This is a genomic window from Rhodococcus gannanensis (genome assembly GCF_042681175.1).
Taxonomy (GTDB): Bacteria; Actinomycetota; Actinomycetes; order Mycobacteriales; family Mycobacteriaceae; genus Rhodococcus_G; species Rhodococcus_G gannanensis.
In genome coordinates, this window is the sequence record NZ_JBHUFB010000008.1 from 81,482 (window position 1) to 99,318 (window position 17,837).

Consider the following 17,837-nt stretch of genomic DNA (forward strand, 5'->3'; position numbering starts at 1 on the left):
TCGGGTGGACGACAGACGGCGAATCGGCATATCCACGTGTCCGACAGCTGTGGCACAGTCGAGGGCGCTGACCAGCGGGAGGAGTGAAGTGGGATCGTTCCTGAAGGACCAGGCGGGTGACGAGGAGTTCCGCATCCGTCGGGGCCTCGAAAAGGTGGGCCTGTTCTTCGAGATCAACCTCGACGAGGACGAGTTGCGGCGCTGCCAGGAGCTGTTCGGGCGCATCGCGGTGTACGACCTGCGTACCGAGAAGTCCTCCCTGCTCATCAAGCGATATCCCGCGCTGACGCTCGCCACCCTCGTCGGGCATGCCGGCCTCGCCTACGAGCAGGGCAGGTACTGGGAGAGTTTCTGGGACGAGCTCGGACTCGACCGGGACCCCGATTTCGAGACCACGCTGCGTCACTCGCTCGCCGATCTGTTCCACAAGTTGGGGCTCCGCGACTTCCCCGAGTTCCGCGGACCCAACTATGTGATGGCAATGGCCATGCACGCGGGCATCCCGGTGCATTGTCTGAGCGACCTCGTCGAGACGATCGAAGGTCACGTCCGCCAAGGGCGTGACGCGACCGGTGCCGCGCTGCTCGAATGGCTGACTGCGCCCGGCATGGACTACCGCCTGGGCCGCCTCGATGCGCCGGTCCGCAACTTCCTCAAGCACGGCGGCGAGATCGCCGTCGACATCCTCGACCGGATCATCGAGTTCCTCGCCTTCACGCTCGACAACCCCGAGGTCTGGAACAACCTCGAACTCGACACCTCCACCACCGGGCTCCCCACGGTGCTGCTGAACGGACTGATCGATCAGCTTCACAAGAGGCCCTTTCTCTCCACCGAGGACGGGGCCGCGACGACTCGTGGAATCCGCCAGCGGCGCAACCCGGTCATCAGGTTCTCGGTGCAGGACGACGAGGTATTGGTCGCGGTGCCGTACCCGGAGTCGGACGCCGACGCGCCCTGGAAGCTCTCCGTGGCCGGGAGTACCCGCGAGGTGTATGCGGAGAGCGGGTGGGGAGTCGAGGACGGTGAACACCCGCCCACGCTCGTCGCGGTGACCGCCCCGGCCCGTGAGGTACTCCTCGTCCACGAGGCGTCCGGTGCCAGCCACACCGTCCCGGTTTTCGACTCCGGTGACCCGCTGCTCCTGTTCAGCGTCGACGGCAAGCTGCTGCGACGCAGTGCGACGCTCCCGCGAGGTCTCGTGCTCGCGATGCGCCCCAAGGATGCCCACGTCGTCGACGCGACGACCGACACCCCGATTAGCGCTGCAGACGACCCACGGGTTCCCTCAGGATGGACCGGGTGGCGGGTCGAGACACTCGACCTCGCCGGACACGATTCGATCCTTCTGCGCCGCCACGGCCGCGACGACGGGCCGGTGCGGGGTGTCCGCTCGCTCGGAGCGCCGAGCATCGTGCCCGCCGACCCGGTTCCCGGCCTGCACACGCCGAACGGCCTCAGTGTGTACGCCGAGCGGCCCTGCGTGGACCTGCCGCCGTACGTCGGGTCCGAGCCGGTGATGTGGCGGGTCCGAGCCCGCCGATCCGGAGATCGAAAGTGGCTCGTCGACTGCGAGTGGGAATCCGGGACCGAGGAGACCACCCTCGACCCCTTCGACGGAGTCGACGAGGGCCTGCTCGGCTTGTACGAGGTCCAGGTGACCTGCGAGGGTGGCGGCGACCAGCGCGCCACCGTGTTCATGGTCGAGGGAATCGGTGTCGAGCACAGCAGCGGGTTCCGAAGCCCGGTCGCCGGTGGGCTCGGGGCCAGCGTCAGTGTCATCACCTCGGAACACGGGCTCACCGTCGACGCGACCCGGGTGCGCTTCGGCGTCAGTGACCGGGAACGCGAGATCCGCGTCGGGTCCGGCAACCGCGCCCAGAAGCTGGTGCTGCGTCCCCCGTACGCCGAGGCCCGCATCGACAAGGTGGGCACCCCCACGCAGTGGCGCACCTCGCCGCAGGCGGTAAGTCCGAGCGACCTCGAGGAGCACGCGGTCATCGCGGTCCGGGTCCCGGGCGCGGCCCGCGTCACCTTCGCGCTGATCGACGAGCGTGACCAGCCAGTGCAGCAAGAGACGCCGGAACGCCCGTCGGACAACGTCTTCCAGACCTCCACCCGACGGTTCGTCGACACCGCCCGCCGCGTCGGCGTGTGCAGCATCGTGGCAGTCGTCGAGGACGAAGCCGGAGACACCCACCGGATCACCGTTGCCGACGTGCGTCCCGCGCGGTTGTGCGAACACGTCCGGATCGACGGCACCGACCTGGTGTTCGAACAGCTAGCCGACATCGAGGATCCCGCCGTGTGGGTGTGGGCCGCGACGGCGCCGTGGCGGCCGGTGACCCGATTGTCGATCACCGGTGAGCGGGCCGTGCTGCCCGCGGAGCTGCGCGATTCCGGCGACCTCTTCGCCGCCGTGTTCGCCGACGACCCCTTCACGATCGTCACCCGACCCGCCCGCCCCGACCGGGACGCACTGCGCGTGACACAGTCCGGGTGGGTGCGGGACGACAACCCCGAACTCGACAATCTGGCGCGATTCCTGTCCGGGATCGGCGAGCCGCCACTCGTTTCGGAAGCAGCGGAGGGTGCCTGGGCTGCCCTTGCGCTGCTGCCCTGGGATGCGTCGGACCCTGCTTCCGAACGCATCCGTGGTGGGCTCGTCCGGATCGTCGGTCGCCATCCACGTGCTGCACTCGAGGCATTGGGCAGCAGCACCATTCCGCAGGACGAGATGATGGCGCTCCTGATCCGCACGCAGCTCGTCGACCTGCCGTACTCGGCGAGCTTCACCCTCAACGACCTGCACCCGAACTCGTGGGTCGGGTGCATGGTCGAGATATCGGACCTGCCATCGCTGCGGGACCGCGGCCGCGCGGTGGCGGGCGAGCGGGCCGAAACTGTCGCCTACCTCGAGACCCAAGGCGGCAGAGTACTGATGGACCTGCTCCGCGCAGGAAAGATGGGCGACCCCCGATCCGGAGTGTTCGACCCGAACGTACTGATGGTGCACGGAATGGCTCCGGAACAGGTCGAGGAACTGTTCGAGCAGTTCCGGCTCGTCCCCGGTGCGTTGCTCGACATCGACACCCGCACCAGCGCCACCGTCGACGCCTTCCACCGCCGAAACGACTGGGTGCTCGAACCCGCGTGCCGCGACCTGGCCGGCCACGTGACCCGGGTCCTCCGATCGGTCAAGAAGGCATCGCCGGCGCTGTACGACCTGGTCGTCGCCCGCAACGAGGCACTGCACGGTGTCGACACCGCCGCACATCCCTGGATGCTGCTGTCGATGCAGTCGTTGGCCCTCGCCGCAGTCGCACGCCTGGAGGCGCGCGGTGAATTCGAATACTCGCCGATGACCGCCGACATGCGGAACGCGTGGGCCGTGATGGCCGAGTACTTCCCGGCGATGGTCGCCGGTGACCTGTTGATCGCGGAGGCGCTCGCTGCGCACCTCACGCACGGTGACCTGATCGGAGAAACCGCATGACCGACCGCCTCGACCCCATTGCTGCGGGCGCCGGAATCGAAGCGGGGTACAAGCGGTATCTCAAAACGCTTCTCGCGCCGCGTGACCCGGCGCTCGCGGCCGCTTTCGACGGGGCGATCGACGAGTCGACGCTGCTGACAAAAGGCCCACTCCTCGAGCTGACGCCGCCGTATGCTCCTGGTGCCTCCCTCTCCGATCTCGTCGCAGACGGAACCCTGCACCGCGACTTTCCGCTGCTGGCCAGTGACGCCCTTCCGATGGACCGTCCGCTGTACCGGCATCAGGAAGCTGCGGTCCGAAAGGTTGTCGCAGGCCGAAACCTCGTCGTCAGCACCGGAACCGGCTCCGGCAAGACTGAGAGCTTCCTGCTGCCGATCCTGAACTCCCTCATCGAGGAACGCGCCAACGGAACGCTCGGTCCGGGGGTGCGGGCGCTGCTGCTGTACCCGATGAACGCGCTCGCCAACGACCAGCTCAAGCGCCTGCGTGGCCTGCTCGCCGGAATGCCCGACATCACGTTCGGCCGCTACACCGGCGAAACGCTGGCCAGCACCCGAGACGCCGAATCGGTGTTCCGGGCGTCGAACCCCGGCGAGAAGCCGCTGCCCAACGAACTGCTCAGCCGTGACCAGATGCGGGCCGAACCCCCACACATCCTGCTCACCAACTACGCGATGCTCGAGTACCTGCTCCTGCGGCCCGCCGACCTCGAGCTGTTCGACGGCGAGCATTCCGGTACCTGGAAATTCATCGCCCTCGACGAAGCGCACGTCTACGACGGGGCACAGGGCGCCGAGGTGGCGCTGCTGCTGCGGCGGCTGCGTGAGCGCGTCGCTCAGGACCGTCCGCTGCAGTGCATCGCCACCTCCGCCTCCCTCACCGGCCGAACCCCGGAAACGCAAGGGGTCGAGGCAACCACATTCGCGCACAACCTGTTCGACGTCCCCCTCGAGTACATCGACGACGAACCGAGTCGTCAGGACCTCGTCACCCCGACCCGGCAGAGGCGTCGCGAGACACCCGACTGGACCATCGACGACCAACTGCTCCTCGATCTCGTCGACCCGGACGCACCTCTGGACGGGATCACTGCACATGCCTCGGACGGCGACCCGGCCGCCGCACTGCACGCAGAACGGCGCACCGCCGATCTCCAGTCGACGCTGGCACGCGGCCCAGTCGCGATCCGAGACCTCGAAAACCGGTTGTGGCCGGACGATCCCGATGCCGGTCCGAAGCTGGAGGCGCTGGTGGCGCTCGGGTCACGTGTCCGCGATCGCAGCGGTAACCCCGTGCTGTCCGCGCGCTACCACATGTTCGTGCGTGCCACCGAGGGTGCGTACGTGGTGTTCACCGACGACGGACCTTCCGTGGTCCTCGGGCGACATGAGGTCGATCCCGTCACCGGTCGCGCCGTGTTCGAGTTCGGAACCTGCCAGCGATGCGGCGCCGTGCACCTGGCTGGCGATCGTGAAATCTTCGAGGGCCGTGAGTATTTCCGTCCGGTCAAGCGTGAAAGTCACGTTCGGTGGCTCGTTCTGACGAACACCGCGGAGGGTCTCATCGACGAGGACGAGGCAACCCTCGCCGACGGAGGTTCGGAGGAAGCGCAGACCACCATCCGGACTTTGTGTGCAGGATGTGGAGCACTCGGCACCGGGGACTGCACGAACCCGAAGTGCGTGGGCGGGCCGGCGCTCGGTGTGCGCGAGCACAAGCAGACGTCCGCGGTGATGAGCAAGTGCACCGAGTGCGGTGCCCGCTCCCGGCAGGTGATCCGACGGCTCCGCACCGACACCAATGCGGCACCGGCGGTCATCACCACCGCGCTGTACCAGCACATTCCGCGCGCCGCAGACAAGACCGTGGAGGAGGTAGGGGAGGGACGCAAGCTCCTGATGTTCTCCGACTCCCGTCAGGCCGCGGCATTCGCGGCACCGTATCTCGGCAAGACCTATGGTCGGATGCTGGAACGCCGGTACCTGACGATGGTCCTCACGGACCCCAAGTACCGGGACGAGGAACTTTCGGCCGACGACCTCGCCGACTACGCAGCGAAGAAGGCCCGCGACGCCTACCACTTCGAGGAGTCCGCAACCCGAGCCACCATCAAGCGCACGGTCAATCCGTGGGTGATGGCCGAGCTGATGGCGCTGGACACGCGCCAGTCCCTCGAGGGTCTCGGCCTGATGGGGGTGCGGATGTTCCGCTCTCGAAAGACGGACCTGCCGCCCGCGTTCGAGAAACTCGGGATGAGCAGCGACGAGGCATGGGGTCTCCTCGACGAACTGCTCAAGGCGGTCCGCCTGCAGGGCGCGATGACCCTGCTCGACGACGTCGACATCAAGCAGGAGATATTCGAACCCCGCAACACCCAGATCCGAATCCGGTCGATGAACTCCGACCCGGCCAAACGCATCATCAGCTGGTTGCCGGCGGGCAGGCCCGGTACCACCAACAACCGCATCCTGCTCGTGCGCAAGGTCCTCGCCGCGCTCGACGCCTCGATGCCTGCAGACAAGTTCCTGGACGGCTGCTGGCGCTTCCTCCTCGAACACGGCTACGTCCGCCTGGTCGCGGACAAGACTGCCGGCGACGTCTACCAGGTCAACCACGAGAAGCTTCGCATCGTGTCCGGGGCCGACTGCGAGTGGTTCCAGTGTTCGGCGTGCCGGCGCCTCACGATCCACGACATCCGCGGTGTCTGCCCCTTCGGCGCATGCGACGGCGCCCTCCAGCCCTTCGTCGTGCCCGCAGTGGACGACGACATCAACCACTACCGCAGCATGTACCGGACGCTTCGCCCCGCTCCCCTGTCCGCGATGGAACACACCGCCCAGTGGGAATCGAAGAAGGCCGCAGAGATCCAGAAGAACTTCATCGACGGCAAGGTGAACGTGCTGTCGTGCTCGACCACCTTCGAACTCGGCGTCGACGTCGGTGACCTCCAGTCGGTGGTGCTGCGGAACATGCCGCCGAAGACGGCGAACTACGTGCAGCGAGCCGGTCGCGCCGGACGTCGAGCGGCGTCGGCGGCCCTCGTGCTGACATATGCCAAGCGCAGCTCGCACGACCTGTCGAAGTATCAGAACCCCGAATCCATGATCGCCGGAGAGATGCGGATTCCCTGGATTCCCATCGAGAACGAGCGCATTGCGCGGCGGCATGCGCATTCGATCGCGCTCGCCGCCTACTTCCGGGATCGCTACGAGAACGACGACGTCGCCTGGCGGTACGCGGGCGAGTTCTTCTCGCCAGCGAGTGACGGCCAGGACTCTCCGGGCGCACAGGTGCGTTCCTTCCTGACGCCCGTGCCGGACAGGGTGGATGCTGCGATCCGCAAGGTGATCCCCAAATCGATCGCGTCCGCTGTCGGTATCGACGACGGGAGCTGGGTCGAACGGCTCTGCGACCTGTTGGGGATCGCCGAGCAGGAGATGCGCACCGACCTCGACACCTATCGAGAGCTGATCGAACAGGCGAAGGAGGCGAACAACCTCGGCCTCGGTGCGCGGCTCCAGCGCACGCTGAAAACGATCGAGAGTCGCCAGCTCCTCGGCTATCTCGCGAACAAGAACATCCTCCCGAAGTACGGATTCCCCGTCGACACGGTCGAACTCCGCACCACCCACTGCGAGGGTGACGTCGGCGCGTCCCTGGAGCTGTCACGCGACCTCAGCCAGGCCATCTACGATTACGCCCCGGGCAACCAGGTGGTGGCGGGCGGCAAACTGTGGACGTCCCGGGGACTGCAGAAGCTTCCCAAGCGGGAACTGGTCGAGCTCAAGTACCGCACATGCAGTGCCTGCCAGCAATTCCAGTGCGGAACCGAACTCGACGTCGACGAGATCTGCCCGAGCTGCCAACAGCCGTTCGGGAAGATTCGGCGATTCGTCGTCCCCGAGTTCGGCTTCGTCGCCGACCGCAAGGTCGAGGACGTCAAACCAGAACCACCGGAACGGCATTGGGGCGGTAGTAGCTACGTCGAGAGTCTCGGCGACATCAGCGACCCGTTCCCATGGGAATCCACCGGCGGTGTCGAGGTTCAGGCCAGGGCAGGCACCCGCGCAAGGATGGTGGTGATCTCCGACGGTGGCGGTGTCGGGTTCCAGCTCTGCGGGCGATGTGGGTGGGCTGCCGCAGTTGTCGGAAAGGCGGGCAAGAGCGCGCACAAACACCCCGTGACCGACAAGCCATGTGAGGGAACTACACGGATCGTCTCCCTCGCCCACCGTTACGAGACCGACATCGCCGAGTTCTCCTTCGGCGCCATCGCATACGACAACGACTCCGCCGGCCGGTGGCTGTCGGTGCTGTACGCACTTCTCGAAGGAGCGTCGGAGGCGCTGGAGATCAGCCGCGACGACATCGATGGCACCCTGTCCTGGACGCCGGACGGTCGCCGCAGTCTCGTTCTATTCGATACCGTGCCCGCTGGCGCCGGCGCGGCCAAGAAGATCGCCGAGAACCTGGGAAAGGTCATCCAGTTCGCGGTCGACCGCGTCACGCGCTGCGACTGCGGTGAGGAAACCTCCTGCTACGGGTGCCTGCGCTCGTTCCGCAACGAGCGCTACCACGACCAGCTGTCGCGCGAGGGCGCGCTGTCGATCTTCGCCGAGCTGAAGGTCGAAGCGACACCCGAGGCCGTTGACGGACCGTGGGGGGAGACTCTCGCGTTCACCTCACAGTCGGTTGTCGAGCTGCTGCTCGAGCTGTCGCTGCGGGGCGTCGCGAAGCCCGAGCTCGGCGTCGAGCTGGGGGAGCACTACTGGCCGGTGGAGGCGCTGTGGCCGGATATGCGGATCGTCCTGGTCGAGGGCGACGACGTCGAGCGGGACCGCGCCCTGACGGATGACGGGTACATCGTCGTCAGGGTCGACGAGACCGACGCCGACCAGCTCACACAGCGCCTGCCGGCCGCCTGAGCTACTCGTCGGCTCCGAGCTGCTTGGCCAACTGGCTGTAGATCGGCGAGTCGCCGCCCGTTCCCGAATCGGAGCCTCCGCCATTCGGGAACGGGTCCGTGGACTTCGGCGCGAGCGACGGAAACGCCTCGTAGATCACCTCGAGGAGTTGCGCCGCCATGGTGACATCGATCTGCAGAGACTGGCTGCTCTTCGGAGCTGACTTGCGGTAGTCGGAGCCGAACGTCGACAGATGCAGCAGGGTGTCGCCGTTGGAGTCGATGATCGTGTTGTGAAAGCAGTCGACCAGGCTGTCGTGAGGGCGAATGGACTGGGTGCCCTTGTCGAAGGAACGAATTCGTGCCATACGGGCACAGTAGTGGTCTGGTGTGACACCGCTTGCTCGGCATCGCTGTGCTTGGCTCGCGGCGCGGCCGAGCACAGCGATGCCTGACGGCTACACCAACTTGACGTTGCCGAAGTACTCCGAGTGCCCCGCAACCTTCGCCGTGACGTCGCGGTCCTTGATGTTCGGGTACTTGCATTCGAAGCCCTTGAGGCCCACCGCAACACTTCCCGCCTGCGCCGTCGCGTACATGTACTTCAGCACACCGTCCTTGGTCGAGTAGTAGTTGTTGACGGTCCCGGTGACGGCTTCGCTTAGTGGACGCCAGTCGGCCTTCTTGCCTTCCGCGGCACCGAGGAGGTGCATCGCCTCGATTCGTGGGGCGTCCTTGCTGGTCCCCAGCGTCTCGGCGGCCGTGATCATGGCGCGGGCACCGAGGCTGTGCCCGACGAGGATGTAGCTCTCGACCTTGGTACGAGCGAGGATGCCGGCGAGCGCGACGCCGGTTCGGTCGGCGCGGACCACGGCGGTGTGCCAGGGGTTCTTCGCCAGGTCCGCGACCAGGAACGCGGGTGCGATCGGTGCGAGCTTCTTCGCGGCCATCTTGCCTGCCTTCATTGCCGCACCCTCGGCGACGACCATGGCCTGCTTCGCTCCGATGTTCTTCACGACCAGCGCTGCGAGCTTGCTGAGTTCCTTGCTCCCCCAGTGCAGGCGGTAGATGGGGGAATCGGGGTACCGCTTCTCCACCATCTGCATTGCAGAACTCCAGTTCGGGTCCTTCTCGGTCGTGAAGCCCCGAGCTACGATCACCGGGGTTCCGGTTCCGTCCCGGAACTTCTCGATGGCGAACGAGCTGTCCTCGCTGACATAGGCATTCGTGATGCTGGCGCCCAGCGCGGTACCCAGAGCCGCTCCCGCAGCCGCGACGACGTAGGTACCGCCAACCATTCCGAGACCGCCGGCCGCTACGGCGCCACCGCCCAGCATCGCCAGGCCGTAGCTGGTTGCGGCTGCGCCGGCGTAGCCGCCGACGAGGGTGCCGATCGCGCCGCCGACGGCCGGTGCCGCCAACAGTCCGCCAGTGCCGACGACGCCGGCCGCGAAAGCGCCGGCCATCGCGTACTTCGAACCGCGGCTCAAGTTGCTCTTGTCGAACACGCGGAGCTGCTCGTAGTCGTCGACCGTCGGAATCTTGTCGGCGGCGCGTTCGAAGCTGGGAAGCTCGTGGCGGTGCTCGGCGCAGAACCGCGGGATTCGGACCGACCCGGATCCGCGGGTAGCCATGCTGTCGCACTGTGGCGCGGCACATTTGAGGGTCGGGCCACCGCATGTCTCGCACAGATACGCGGGGAGGCTGAGCTTGCCGGTCTTCACCTTCCGGTGAGCGGTGTGGGCGTAGCACGCCGAGCACCAGCCGGACCGGGTGTCGTCGCCGAGTCCGTCGATCAGCTTCGCGATCTCCGCCGCGACGTCCGCGTAGGCATCGGCCTGCTTGCGGTGGCTTTCCTTCTTCTTTTCGTCCTTGAAGCGGCGAAAGAGCTTCTCGTTCTTCGTGTACGCCCACGCGTTGTGGATGAGGGCGGGGTTTCCCGTCATCGCAGGGTCACCCTCGACTGCCGGTTCGACCGCGGTGATGGTCCCCTCCAGGCGCAGCAGAAGTCCGTACGGTGACCGGACCTCACAGATCATGCCGTCGTGCGAGACCGGCTTGAAGAGCACGGCATCTGTGGTCACTTGTAGTCCCCCGATCAGTGTGGATGTATGGGTTGTTGGATTGGCCTCGTACCTACCGGATTAGGCACGAAACAGGCCGAAGTCCGGTGCGCTCGAACGACGTCGGCGGATTGACGTACCCGATGCCTCGGGACCGGCGTGACTCGTGACCGTCAAGTCGACGACGCCGGACCCGAAACTTGTTGGTGACGTGCACCGTCGACAGCAGCGGCACCCGATTGTGAACGATCGCGAGGTTGATCGCCGGCTGTGCCAGCAGCTCGACCTCGATGCTGGAGTCGGTTCGATGTGGTGACGGAAACAACGGTTCAGTTGTCACGTCTTCCTCCACAGTTCTCGTGGACTGCCCAGCCGTTTGTGCAGGCCAGTCCACCTCGTCGGTGCCAGCTCCTGGAGATCTATGGAGCCCTGCAGCGTATCGGATGGAGCAGGGAGAATGTGACAGGACGATGGTGGGGCCCACTGTTTGTCCTGCATTCGAACGACACCGCAACGCGTCCAGCTCGCGGGCACGGCTGCGTCGCGCATCGCCCACCGACGCCCGATGTCCACTGCCGTCCCTTTCATCCTTTTGCGTGCCTCGCGAGAGATACTGGCAGGCCGCCGCACGTTGCTGTTCTGGGGGCGGCTGCCTTACGCGGAGGTGTCGTCCGTTCGACCGACAACCGCGCGTGGTAACGGGAACGGCTGTTCCCGGTCGCAGTTCCGGTGCTGATCGATCGGGGCCCCGCCAGCCCAGCCCGCTGGTGGGTCAGATTGTGCCGTGAACATCGCCGTCATTAGTGCGGGCACGAACTCGAGGGTGTCGGGAGTGCGAAGTTCGAGCGTGTACGGCGGCCCGTTTCATCCGGGTCAACGGACCGCCTTGGCATGTCATTCGGAGAGAGGACATGCTGCCGGATTGTCTCCACGCACCGCGACGAATGTCCGACTTGGGTCGCACAATCTCCGCGACTAAGGAGGGTCCATGGTTCTTCCCCTGATCCCGGTAGCGTTGATCGCGGTCGGTGCACTGACCGGCGGCAGCGGCGTCGCGTTGGGCGGCAAAGGCGCGTACGACATCAAGAAGGCCGCCGGCCAGATCAAGGACGCGCGCGACAGGTACGACCGCCGCTATGCCGCGATCGAAGAGTGCGTCGAAGCCACCAACACCCGCATGGTGGAACTGGGCGACCAGCAGAAGCAGGTGCTGACCGACGTCGTTCTGAGGTTTGTCGAGTTCCTCAAGCGGAACGAGAAGAAGATCCGTGAGTCCGAGAAGTTGATTGCGGACGGCGTCGACTTCAATCAGACGCAGGTCTCCGAAGAGCACAAACTCGAGTTCGACGTGTTCTCGTGGGTCGGCGGCGCTGTCGGTTCGGCCGCGCTCGCCTCCGGGACGTCTGTGGCGCTTGTCGCCACGGCAGGATCGGTTGGAGTTGCCAGCACGGGAACCGCGATCTCCGGGCTCTCGGGTGCAGCGGCCACGAACGCGACGATGGCCTGGCTCGGGGGCGGCGCGTTGTCTGCCGGGGGCGGCGGCATGGCGATGGGCGCTGCGGCGTTGAACTTCGTCACGATCGGCCCCGCCCTCCTCGTCGGGGGCACGGTGGTCAACGGGCAGGGGAAGAAGGCCCTCACACAGGCGAAGCAGGCCGAAGCCGAAATCGCAGTCGCGATCGCCGAACTGGATGTCACGGAAACACGGCTCATGGCGGTGCGAACTCGCGCCGACGAACTGAGCTCGGTTCTCACCCGACTGACGGCCGAGGCGATCGAGGCGCTCGACATTCTCGAATCGGAGCCATTCGATCCCCGCGCACACGCATCCCGGTTTCAGAAGGCATTTCAGCTCGTGAAGGCAGTCGCTGACGTCGCCGCTGTTCCGGTCCTCGACGACGAAGGCGAACTCACGGAACAGAGCGAGACAGTAACGGTGAAATACCGGTCCATGTTCGAGGAGAAGGTCAATGGCTGATCCGATGAAGGTTCATGTCGGGCAAGTCTTGCCGCCCAAGATACTGACCCCGCTCGACGGATTCGCGGCACTGAATCAGATCGTTGATGCCGTGCACGACTGCATCAACGTCCACGCGGTTGAGAAGACCAAGCAGACCAGAATCGCGGCGTACGAGACTGTCGAAGTCGGGAGGATCAAGGCCGCGGAGTCCATACTCCGGCAGTACTTCGAGCAGTCGTTCGCCGAACGGCGCGCGGTGTTCAACGAGATGTTCGACAGGCTCGATGCCGCGCTCGACAAGGGTGACTCGCAGGCCGTGAGCAGTGTTCTGACAGGAATCGTCGATATCGCGAAGTCGTCGCCGATCGCGAACGCAGGCGACCTCAGCCAGATCAGGGCAGCGCTGGACGACCCCGATCACGAGTGGGAGCTGTAGGCGAGTCGGTACGTGACACCGTGCCCGAACTGCTGTCGGGTGTATAGCTGCGCTGATCGGGCACGGTCTCACCGCCATCCGGAGGCCGTGGCCCGACAGGCTCATTCGTCTGCCGGTGTGCACAGCACCTCTACTGAATGCCGATCCAGTACATCGAGAACGTGGCCAATGCAATGGCGACGGATGTCGAGACGGCACCAACGCAGAGAATCCTCGTGCCGATCTGTCGGTTCGCGGCGCGTGACTGTCCTGCGGGGCTTGCAATCTCGGACTCCCATGCCAGCATCAGGCTGCTGTAGCCCGATAGCGCCAACTGGAACTCGACGTCAAGCCTCGCCTGCTCCGCAACCCGGTCCGACTCTGCCGCAGCTTTCAGCTTCTCCCACTCGTCGTACGCGGGATTCGGCTGGGTGGCGTATCTGGGGCCGTACTTCTTGATGCACGTCGTACCCACTCGTGCGCGCATGCTTTGAGGATTTGTCAGCGGGCGGCCGCAGATCACGCAGTTGCTGGCAAGCAGAGGTAGGACTCGTGCTGGGCGGCTCGGCAGTCGGGCCAGGCGCGCCGTCTTGGCACGTGGTTTCCGAGGCCGACGTGGATTTCTGTAGCGGTACCAGAGGGTCGCTCCCCGGACAGTGACTGCCATCGCCGCTGCGAAAACGGGGAGGAACAGCACGAGAAATGCGGGGTGAAGCATGACGGCTGCAACTGCAGCCAGGATTGCGACCGCATTGAGCGCCAATGAAGTCGAGTTTCTGCCGAGAACCTCGGCGTCGCGGGTTTGGACTGCTGTCGACACGGTGCTGTCTTCCTGTAGCTACGCATGGGATTCTTGTGCTGCACCTTCTGGAAGGGGCAGCGTTGAGGTGGAAACCGGAGTGTTCGGCGGTTCGGGTGTTCAGCTTCCTGCCCGAAAGAGGTCGCCGACGCGAATGAGTCGCCCATTCCGCAAACCCAGATCCAGGCACGCTTCCCACCGATCCCGGCTGGGTCCTGCGAGCCGCTTCTGGTTGAGGACCGCCATCGTCTCGCGCAGCACTGTCTCGGTGTCGAGCTCGCGTCCGGTGCAGACCGCATTCATCGCGTTCACGATCTCCTGCCTCACGAGAGAGATATTGGCAGGCCACCGCGCGTTGCTGTCCCGGGGGTCGCTCCATAGCGCAGCGATGTCATGTGTTTGACCGACAGCTGCGCATCGGTATCGGATCGGCTGGTCGCGGTCGCAGTTCGGGTGGCGCTCGCCCGTCAGTTCCTCCGTCTCGAACCGGGCCGTTGCGGGTTTGCTTGGTGTTCGCTGAATCGCGAGTTGATGACAGGGTTGTCCGATGTAGGCGGACGCGGAGCTAGAGTGCCCGCCATGGCCACGCCTGTACAGCTCGAGTTAATCGACCGCCCATCAGTTCTGCGCTCGATCGCCGAATACGATCAGCTCGGACAGTCCGAGTTCCTTCTCCGGCGAGGCTTCGGGGAGGCTCGCAACTTCCGGCTCGTGTACGGGGGCCGTTTCTACGACTCCAAGGCCATCGTCGGCGTTGCGCACGGGTACGCGACCGGGCGATTCCTCGACAACACCGAGTTCTCCGGCGGGCTGGCGACCGTCGCCGACAGGCTGCGCGAACTCGGGTTCGTCGTCGATCACGGCGGCAAGCACGCACACGGCGGACTGCTGTGGGACCTCGAGAACACTAAGGTGTTCAGCCGTGGCGGCAAGGGCGCCGCGTACAAGTTCGTCGTGCTGCGGTGGGCGGTCGATGGCCCGGATCCCCAGCGGGAGGCGGTGCCGTTGTCGAAGGTGCGCGACGAGCTCGCCGCTCTGCTCGCCCCATACGCCGTCGCGGACTCGGCACCGCGGCCGGCGGATCCGTGGGTCGCGCTACGAAGCAGCGGATGGTGGACGCTCCACCTCCCCGCCGGTATCGAAGAGGCCGGGCTCACCCACCAAGAGCTGCACAAGCTTGCGGTGAAGGACGACCTGGCGGCCGGTCTGAGCGAGGCGGTCCGAGAGAAACTCGGTGATCCGCTGTGGAGGGACGAGGCCGTCGCGGTCCTCACCCGACGCATCGCGGAAGTATCGGCCGGACTGCCCGGCTGATCGAGCCGAGCGCGGGTGCCGCGGATATGTGCGGCGGCAATTCGTGTACCTCGGCATGTACCGCATCGACGACGTGTGGGTGGCGGTCGACGGCATCCTCGGCCCCGGCACCGGCGGTTTGGATCAGGCGTGCTCTATGATCGGCGTTCCGGTCGGGGGCCGGAACGGACACTGGGGGGCGCACTATGCGTTTGTGGTCATTCGGAGTCGGGCAACCGGCGGCGGTTCTGTGACTCTGTATGTGGATCCGGTGGCACTGGAGTCGATTTCATCGTTGTTGTCTGAGTCGAGTGCGGCGCTGGATGGTCTCGGAAGCTCAGCGCCAGGTGCGATCTCCGCCGGAGATGCAACGCCCGCACTGATGGGGATCATCGCTCGACTGGCCGCGAATGCTGGAAACCTTGTGGTCGATCTCGCTGCTGCGGGCGATGCGGTGCGCGAGACCAACCAGAGTTATCGCGAGCAGGACGCCGAATCTGCGGATGCACTCGACTCGGCGTGGACGGATTAGGCATGTCAATCGACACCAGTATTGATGGTGACCCGGCGAGTATCCGTGCGGCGGCGGACTGGCTCCGCGCACTGGCGACTGAAGTCGGCGCTGCAGCGGACGGACTGTACCGGGCTCGAAATCTCGCTGAAGCCGGCTGGGACGGTGATGCGTCAGATGGGTTCTGCTCCCGGGTTTCATCGACTGCCTCCAAGGCGGATGAGCTCGTGTCGGCGATCGGCGCTCAGGCGCAGGCATTCGACGACGTCGCAGCTGGCATTGAGCGGGCACAGGAGGACATGCGCGCAACACGTGAGGCGGCTTCCGCGGCAGGATTGGCCGTCGCGGATTACGTGATTGCGGAGCCTGAGGCCGACGACGAGGACTCGGTCCGGGCGCTGGCATACAGCGCTGCCGTCAAGACCGCGACGGCAGCGCATGAGACGTATGAGCTGGCCGTGAAGGTCGGCGTGAACATGTGGGCCGATGTGACGAGTAAGTGGTTCCTTGTGGTCGGTGACCTCGTGAACGGTGCGGTCGGGGCGCTCGGCGCCAAGCACGTCTCACTTCTGTTGAAGCAATCGGACTTTCTGACCGGTGAGTCCGCGAGGTATCTCGACCTCGTTCGAACTGCGCCGGCGGGTACGCCGGCGGAGGCGATCTACCGTGACGTCGACACCGCACGTGCTCTCGGTCGGAGTGCCGACGATGCGGTCGAGGCAGCCGCGAGGGCGAAGTCGGCTGTGGACGGTGGGGGATTCAAGGTTGGCGGTGCGCTCGCCGTCGCCGGCGTTGCGTACGACATCTACAACGGCAAGCCGCCGGTTCAAGCGGTTGTGTCCGGCTCGGCCGGATTTCTGGCGTCTGCAGCTGCAGGCGCTGGAGCTGGCGCGTTGGTCGGTTCCGCAGTTCCTGGCGTCGGTACCGCGGTCGGCGCAGGTGTGGGAATCGTCGTGGGACTCGCGACGTCGGGCGCCGTGGATGCACTCTTCCAGGGCGGGGTGGACGATGTCGGCGACCTCGTGTCTGCCGGAGGCGGGGCAGTGGTGGACGCTGGGAAAGCAGTTGGAGGGATCGCGAAGGATGGGTGGGATGCAGTCTTCTGACTTGTCGGCGACACCGAACGACTGGCGAGTCCCCCGCTACAGCGCAGCGGTGATCGCCACTGTGGCATTCATGTTCGTGCAGGGGGTCGTCGCGATCGTTGTGGGCGCGGCAGGATGGCTCGCCGGTGAGCCGGCCGTGGCGAGGTACGGACTCGGCTATGCGTTGCTCGTCGTGCTGGTCGGAGTGTTCGGGATCGTCAGTCGCCGCAATATCGACAGGGTTTCGGACGTGCGAACCGCGGGCGGCGCGACGGAAATCCGTCAATCGAGTGCGGTCTGGGTCCTAATAGTGTCGATGATGACGTGCCTCGCCGCCCTTGCGCTCGGTGCGGCCATGGAGATCGCCCTCCACCAGTCCGGGTTTCCGGGAGCATCCGTGGTTCTCGGCGTGTTCGGAATCGCGGTGGCGACGATGCCGATGCTCGTCGTGGCCCGACGACTGAGACGAGGGTGGGTGCGTCTGACTCCAAGTGGAATCACCCACCGAGGCTGGGCATTCGAATCGAGCCTCGGGTGGGAAGGAGTCGCCGGCGCGAAGCCCGCCTTCAACGGCTACCGCATGTTGCTCGTCATCGGATATGCGAACGCGGACTGGCCACACCGCTACACCGCACCGTTCTGGCGGATCGACAAGCTGCCACCCGTCCCGATGATCGAACTGGACTGTCGGAAGTTCGACGTCGACGAAGTCGCGCTCGCGCAACTGGTCGACTTCTACGCCAGCTACCCCGACACGCGCGGCGAGTTGGGCACGGAGGCGGCAATCGCGCGGTTCAGAGACCGCGCCTATGGCTGAGGGGCGCTTCTGGTCGTGCTGGGCTGACGAGACTTCTGGCCGTACGCCGCTTCCGTCGACGCGAGGATCGGCCGCGCACGAGAATTCGTCCTCGTGCTGAGTTCGCCGCGCCGTGTCGGACTGGGAAGTCGCCGCAGCCCGATCCCAGCTGTTCCTCGCGGCACTCGATCTGCACCGCGAGTTCCTCTCTCACGTGCCGAAGGAGGTGCGGCAGAGCCTGCACGGCGCCAAGGACGTGGTCTCCGGCGACGCGCCGCGGACCCTGGACCCCGCGGCGGTCGCGGATGCGTGGCGGGCACTGTTCTTCCTTGTGCCGGTGGTGTCGACCACCTTCGCCTCCTTCGCCACCATGTTCCGCGGATTCGGCGCGGAAGCAGCGCGGACGATCTCGCTGAGGCTGCTGTGCAGTCGGAGGCCAAGGCTGGCCGTATCGGATTCAGGCTGGGTGGTGGACTCGCCGTAGCCTCGATTGCGTACGACATCATCAACGACAAG

Annotated in this window: 12 protein-coding genes; 9 read left to right on the forward strand and 3 right to left on the reverse strand. The window is 65.8% G+C overall.

Annotated features, from left to right (window positions below; genetic code table 11):
• Window positions 1-88: 88 nt before the first annotated feature.
• Both ACFSJG_RS06135 and ACFSJG_RS06140 read left to right on the forward strand, forming a co-directional pair.
• On the forward strand, window positions 89-3,496 hold the full coding sequence (locus ACFSJG_RS06135) for a hypothetical protein (protein WP_378484329.1): 3,408 nt from the start codon (window positions 89-91) through the stop codon (window positions 3,494-3,496).
• Window positions 3,493-8,421: a DEAD/DEAH box helicase gene (locus tag ACFSJG_RS06140; RefSeq protein WP_378484330.1), complete on the forward strand. Its 4,929-nt coding sequence runs from the start codon at window positions 3,493-3,495 to the stop codon at window positions 8,419-8,421. The genes ACFSJG_RS06135 and ACFSJG_RS06140 overlap by 4 nt, the downstream gene beginning before the upstream one ends.
• A 1-nt stretch (window position 8,422) precedes the next feature.
• Here the strand turns inward: ACFSJG_RS06140 and ACFSJG_RS06145 are convergent, their stop codons facing one another.
• Entirely contained in the window at window positions 8,423-8,767 is a 345-nt protein-coding gene (locus tag ACFSJG_RS06145; RefSeq protein WP_378484331.1) for a hypothetical protein, read from the reverse strand.
• A gap of 90 nt (window positions 8,768-8,857) precedes the next feature.
• Window positions 8,858-10,483: a DUF726 domain-containing protein gene (locus tag ACFSJG_RS06150; protein WP_378484332.1), complete on the reverse strand. Its 1,626-nt coding sequence runs from the start codon at window positions 10,481-10,483 to the stop codon at window positions 8,858-8,860.
• Window positions 10,484-11,450: 967 nt separating this feature from the next.
• Between ACFSJG_RS06150 and ACFSJG_RS06155 the strand changes: the two genes are divergently transcribed.
• Together ACFSJG_RS06155 and ACFSJG_RS06160 are read left to right on the forward strand one after the other, a co-directional pair.
• Window positions 11,451-12,440: a hypothetical protein gene (locus ACFSJG_RS06155; RefSeq protein ID WP_378484333.1), complete on the forward strand. Its 990-nt coding sequence runs from the start codon at window positions 11,451-11,453 to the stop codon at window positions 12,438-12,440.
• A complete protein-coding gene (locus tag ACFSJG_RS06160; protein WP_378484334.1) occupies window positions 12,433-12,858 on the forward strand; it encodes a hypothetical protein in 426 nt (141 codons plus the stop codon). The genes ACFSJG_RS06155 and ACFSJG_RS06160 overlap by 8 nt, the downstream gene beginning before the upstream one ends.
• A gap of 130 nt (window positions 12,859-12,988) precedes the next feature.
• Here ACFSJG_RS06160 and ACFSJG_RS06165 read toward each other — a convergent pair whose 3' ends face one another.
• Complete coding sequence (locus ACFSJG_RS06165) at window positions 12,989-13,555, reverse strand: DUF6011 domain-containing protein (RefSeq protein ID WP_378484446.1); 567 nt, start codon at window positions 13,553-13,555, stop codon at window positions 12,989-12,991.
• 660 nt (window positions 13,556-14,215) lie between these two features.
• On the opposite strand from ACFSJG_RS06165, the gene ACFSJG_RS06170 reads away from it, so the two are divergent.
• From ACFSJG_RS06170 to ACFSJG_RS06190, 5 genes are all read left to right on the forward strand, one after another.
• The gene (locus tag ACFSJG_RS06170; RefSeq protein WP_378484335.1) at window positions 14,216-14,950 is read left to right on the forward strand and encodes a ScoMcrA-related endonuclease; all 735 of its coding nucleotides are present in this window, start codon (window positions 14,216-14,218) and stop codon (window positions 14,948-14,950) included.
• Window positions 14,951-15,005: 55 nt separating this feature from the next.
• A complete protein-coding gene (locus tag ACFSJG_RS06175; protein ID WP_378484336.1) occupies window positions 15,006-15,461 on the forward strand; it encodes a hypothetical protein in 456 nt (151 codons plus the stop codon).
• A gap of 2 nt (window positions 15,462-15,463) precedes the next feature.
• A complete protein-coding gene (locus ACFSJG_RS06180) occupies window positions 15,464-16,546 on the forward strand; it encodes a WXG100 family type VII secretion target (RefSeq protein WP_378484337.1) in 1,083 nt (360 codons plus the stop codon).
• A complete protein-coding gene (locus ACFSJG_RS06185) occupies window positions 16,533-17,342 on the forward strand; it encodes a hypothetical protein (protein ID WP_378484338.1) in 810 nt (269 codons plus the stop codon). Before ACFSJG_RS06180 ends, ACFSJG_RS06185 begins: the two co-directional genes overlap by 14 nt.
• A gap of 112 nt (window positions 17,343-17,454) precedes the next feature.
• A complete protein-coding gene (locus ACFSJG_RS06190) occupies window positions 17,455-17,805 on the forward strand; it encodes a hypothetical protein (RefSeq protein WP_378484339.1) in 351 nt (116 codons plus the stop codon).
• The last annotated feature ends 32 nt before the right edge of the window (window positions 17,806-17,837 follow it).

What these genes read in the sequence shown, in the direction of transcription:
- ACFSJG_RS06140 (WP_378484330.1), top strand. Translation starts at nt 3,493, where the DNA reads ATGACCGACCGCCTCGACCCCATTGCTGCGGGCGCCGGAATCGAAGCG.
- ACFSJG_RS06145 (WP_378484331.1), bottom strand. Translation starts at nt 8,767, where the DNA reads ATGGCACGAATTCGTTCCTTCGACAAGGGCACCCAGTCCATTCGCCCT.
- ACFSJG_RS06155 (WP_378484333.1), top strand. Translation starts at nt 11,451, where the DNA reads ATGGTTCTTCCCCTGATCCCGGTAGCGTTGATCGCGGTCGGTGCACTG.
- ACFSJG_RS06160 (WP_378484334.1), top strand. Translation starts at nt 12,433, where the DNA reads ATGGCTGATCCGATGAAGGTTCATGTCGGGCAAGTCTTGCCGCCCAAG.
- ACFSJG_RS06165 (WP_378484446.1), bottom strand. Translation starts at nt 13,555, where the DNA reads ATGCTTCACCCCGCATTTCTCGTGCTGTTCCTCCCCGTTTTCGCAGCG.
- ACFSJG_RS06170 (WP_378484335.1), top strand. Translation starts at nt 14,216, where the DNA reads ATGGCCACGCCTGTACAGCTCGAGTTAATCGACCGCCCATCAGTTCTG.
- ACFSJG_RS06175 (WP_378484336.1), top strand. Translation starts at nt 15,006, where the DNA reads ATGTACCGCATCGACGACGTGTGGGTGGCGGTCGACGGCATCCTCGGC.
- ACFSJG_RS06180 (WP_378484337.1), top strand. Translation starts at nt 15,464, where the DNA reads ATGTCAATCGACACCAGTATTGATGGTGACCCGGCGAGTATCCGTGCG.
- ACFSJG_RS06185 (WP_378484338.1), top strand. Translation starts at nt 16,533, where the DNA reads ATGCAGTCTTCTGACTTGTCGGCGACACCGAACGACTGGCGAGTCCCC.